We start from the raw sequence: 3,575 nt of genomic DNA on the forward strand, positions 1-3,575 counted from the left end.
CGCGTCAGCGTGCCGATCGCCAGCATCGTGATCAGCAGGTCGTAGCCGTCGGCGTTGCGGCCGAACACGTTGCGCGCGATGACCGCGAACAGGTTCTCGAAGTTCATCCCGAACGTGCCGATGCAGAACACCAGCACCAGCACCACGACCAGGTCCGGCCGCCGCCGCACGTACTGCAGCCCGGCGCGCAGCTGGCCGCGTTCTTTGGGCGCGGGCTTGCCGCGGTACAGCTGCGCCGAGCTCATCAGCAGCAGCCCGCCCACCACGGCCGCCGAACTGCCCCCGTTGAGCAGGAAGACCCAGCCGGTGCCGATCGCGGTGATCAGCAGCCCGGCGATGGCCGGGCCGACGATGCGGGCCAGGTTGAACGTCATCGAGTTCAACGCGACCGCGTTGGTCAGCTGCGCCGGGCCGACCATCTCGACGACGAACGATTGGCGCACCGGCGCGTCGATCGCGGCGAAGCAGCCCAGCACGAAGCACAGCGCGTAAACGTGCCAGAGCTGCGCGAGCCCGGACACGTCCAGCATCCCCAGCAACAACCCGCACGCGCCGAGCGCGGCCTGCGTACCGACCAGCAGCCACCGCTTGTCGAAGCGGTCGGCGATCATGCCCGCCCACAGCGTCAGCAGCAGCGTGGGCAGGAACTGCAGCGCCACGGCCACGCCGAGCGATCCCGCGCTACCGCCGGAGAGTTCGAGCACGAGCCAGTCCTGCGCGGCCCGCTGCATCCAGGTGCCGGTCAGCGACACGACCTGGCCGGAGGCGTAGAGGCGGTAGTTCCGCTCGCGCAGCGACGCGAACATGCCACCGCCGGTATCGGTGCGCGAGCGGCCCGGTGGGGTACCGGAGGCTCCTGGTTCGGAGCCGGTTGCGACGTCGTCCGGGTCGTGACCCGGCGGCTTCGGAGCTCTCCCTGGCCCGGGCGACGTGCTCAGCCCCTTCCTAGCGTTCGGCGATCCGTTCCATTATTTCGGCCGCGCGGCCCAATGCTGCGCGATCTTCGTCGCTGAGGTCCGCTAGCTGCTGGTCGAGCCAGCGTTCGCGGGCGGAGACCTCTTCTTCGATCCAGTGCCGACCGGCCTCGGTCAGCTCGACGATCGCCTGCCGCCCATCGGTCGGGTGCGCCCGGCGCACCACCAGGCCGAGGTCTTCCAGCGCGGCGATCACGCGCGTCATCGACGGCGGCTGCACGCCTTCTTTGGCGGCCAGCTCGCCCGGTGTCATCGCACCCGTCTTGTGCAGCGTGGACAGCGCGGACAGCTGGGTCAGCGTCACCACGGAGTCGGTGCTCTGCGCCCGCAACCTGCGGTTGAGGCGAACGGAGGCGATCCGCAGGCTGCCTGCCAGCGTGCGCTCGCGTTCGGCGATCTCGGACACGTCGTTAGTCTACCAAACTATCTGGCGGCAATTCGGACAAACCCCGCCTTCCGGCGCGGGTGCGGCGGAGCATAGAACACGGCTGCCGCAGCGAGGCACCCAAGGTGGCAGAACGCGGCCCGGAGGTCACGCGCCGAACAGCGCGCTCACCGGATCGGCGACGAAGTACAGCACGAATGCCGCGGACACGACCCACATCAGCGGGTGCACCGCGCGCACCCGCCCGGTCGCCGACTGCAGCAGCACGTAGCTGATGAAGCCGACGCCGATGCCGTTCGCGATGGAGTAGGTGAACGGCATGACCACGATCGTCAGGAACGCGGGCAGCGCGATGGTGAAGTCGGACAGGTCGATGTCCCGGATCTGCGCCAGCATCATCGCGCCCACCACGACCAGCGCGGGCGCGGCCGCCTCCACCGGGATGACCTGGTAGAGCGGCGTGAAGAACATCGCGGCCAGGAACAGCAGGCCGGTGACCACGTTCGCCAGCCCGGTGCGCGCGCCCTCGGCGATGCCCGAGGCCGACTCGACGAACACGGTGTTGGAGCTGGCCGAGCCCGCGCCCCCGGCGACCGCCCCGACGCCCTCGACGGCCAGCGCCTTGCCGATGCCCGGCAGGTTGCCTTCCCGATCGGCCAACCCGGCCTCCTTGCCGAGCCCGGTCATCGTGCCCATCGCGTCGAAGAAGTTCGCCAGCACCAGCGTGAACACCAGCATCGCCGCGGCCAGCGCGGGCAGCCGCGTCCACGCGCCGAACGAGATCTCCCCTACCAGCGACAGGTCCGGCAGCCCGGCGATCTGATCGGGCAGCGCCGGATAGCCCAGGTTCCAGCCAGTGCTGCCGGTGTCCTCCGAAGACCCCGAGTGCACCAGCGACTCGACGACGATCGCGACCACCGTGTTGGTCGCGATGGCGATCAGGATGCCGCCGCGGATCTTGCGCGCGACCAGGACCGCGGTCAGCAGCAGGCCGAACGCGAACACCGCGGTCGGCCAGGACGCGATCGATCCGTCGATGCCCAGCCCCACCGGCACCGTCGTGTTCGCCGAGTCCGGCAGGCGGCGCACGAACCCGGCGTCGACCAGCCCGACGAAGCTGATGAACAGGCCGATGCCGACCGCGATCGCCGCCTTCAACGGCGGCGGCACCGCGTTGAACACCGCGGTGCGGAACCCGGTGGCGACCAGGATCAGGATGATGATGCCGTCGACGACCACCAGGCCCATCGCCTCCGGCCAGCTCACCTGCGCGGCGATGGTCACCGCCAGCAGGGTGTTGATGCCCAGCCCGGCGGCGATGGCGAACGGGTAGTTCGCGATCAGGCCGAACAGCAGCGTCATCACGCCAGCGACCAGCGCGGTGCTCGCGGCCACCTGCGGCACGGTGAGGATGTCGCCGAGCACGTCCCGCTTCGCGGTGGGCGAGTCGGGCGACGAGCTGCCGAGGATCAGCGGGTTGAGCACGATGATGTAGGCGATGGTCACGAACGTGACCAGGCCGCCGCGCAGTTCCCGGTTCAGCGTGGAACCGCGCTCGGTGATCTTGAAGTAGCGGTCCAGCGCGCCGATGCCGCCGCGCCGCCGCGCGGTTCGCCCGCCCGGGTCAACGCCCTGCTCGACGACGCCTTCGGCGCCCGCCTCCGGGAGCGGTTGCCCGGGAGTGTCCTCCGCCATCACTGACCCTCACCCTGCTGCCGACTACCGGGGTAGCCTGCCCGACGTGGCCGACGACAGTGCATCCGCCCCCGCCTCACCAGCGGCGACACCGCCAGCCCGTGCACACACCGTGCCCGCGCTGCCACGCAGGCTGGCCGAGCCGACGCCCGTGGTGCTGGCCGGGACGCTGCTGTGGCTGGCCGCTGCGGTGCTGTTCGCCGTGGTCGCACCGCAGAGCGTGCAGTTCTGGACCTGCACCGCCGGGTTCGTGCTGGGAGTCATCGGTTACGGAGTGTTCCGCTGGCAGCGCTCCGCGTCCCGCCGCGGCTCCCGCGGCGCGTGGAAGGGACTCGCCGGACTCGACGGCTAGCAGCCCGCCTCACCGCAGCAACGTGACGCCTTCCGGATCCGCCAGCAGCGCGGCGAGGGCGAACCGGCTTTGCCAGGCCCCCGCGGCCCAGGCCAAGGCGCGGGAGAGCCCGTCGGGAGCGCGTTCGGCGTGCACGGCTCCTGCGGAGTCGACCCACCAGTGCACCCGC

The 3,575-nt window shown here is 70.7% G+C and carries 4 protein-coding genes; 1 reads left to right on the forward strand and 3 read right to left on the reverse strand.

Features of this window, described 5'->3' with window-relative positions:
* From IJH84_RS05175 to IJH84_RS05185, 3 genes are all read right to left on the reverse strand, one after another.
* A partial coding sequence (locus IJH84_RS05175; protein ID WP_295140904.1) for an MFS transporter occupies positions 1 to 806 on the reverse strand: 806 nt, incomplete at its 3' end.
* A 139-nt stretch (positions 807 to 945) separates the two neighbouring features.
* On the reverse strand, positions 946 to 1,380 hold the full coding sequence (locus IJH84_RS05180; RefSeq protein WP_295140907.1) for a MarR family winged helix-turn-helix transcriptional regulator: 435 nt from the start codon (positions 1,378 to 1,380) through the stop codon (positions 946 to 948).
* 126 nt (positions 1,381 to 1,506) lie between these two features.
* Positions 1,507 to 3,054 (reverse strand): NCS2 family permease, encoded by a 1,548-nt coding sequence (locus IJH84_RS05185; RefSeq protein WP_295140910.1) that lies wholly within the window; start codon positions 3,052 to 3,054, stop codon positions 1,507 to 1,509.
* 46 nt (positions 3,055 to 3,100) lie between these two features.
* On the opposite strand from IJH84_RS05185, the gene IJH84_RS05190 reads away from it, so the two are divergent.
* Positions 3,101 to 3,406, forward strand: a complete 306-nt coding sequence (locus IJH84_RS05190; RefSeq protein WP_307849870.1) for a DUF2530 domain-containing protein — start codon at positions 3,101 to 3,103, stop codon at positions 3,404 to 3,406.
* Positions 3,407 to 3,575 lie beyond the last annotated feature (169 nt).

Origin of the sequence: Saccharopolyspora sp., assembly GCF_017434145.1 — a bacterium.
In the GTDB taxonomy this organism is placed as follows: domain Bacteria; phylum Actinomycetota; class Actinomycetes; order Mycobacteriales; family Pseudonocardiaceae; genus Saccharopolyspora_C; species Saccharopolyspora_C galaxeae.

What these genes read in the sequence shown, in the direction of transcription:
- IJH84_RS05185 (WP_295140910.1), bottom strand. Translation starts at nt 3,054, where the DNA reads ATGGCGGAGGACACTCCCGGGCAACCGCTCCCGGAGGCGGGCGCCGAA.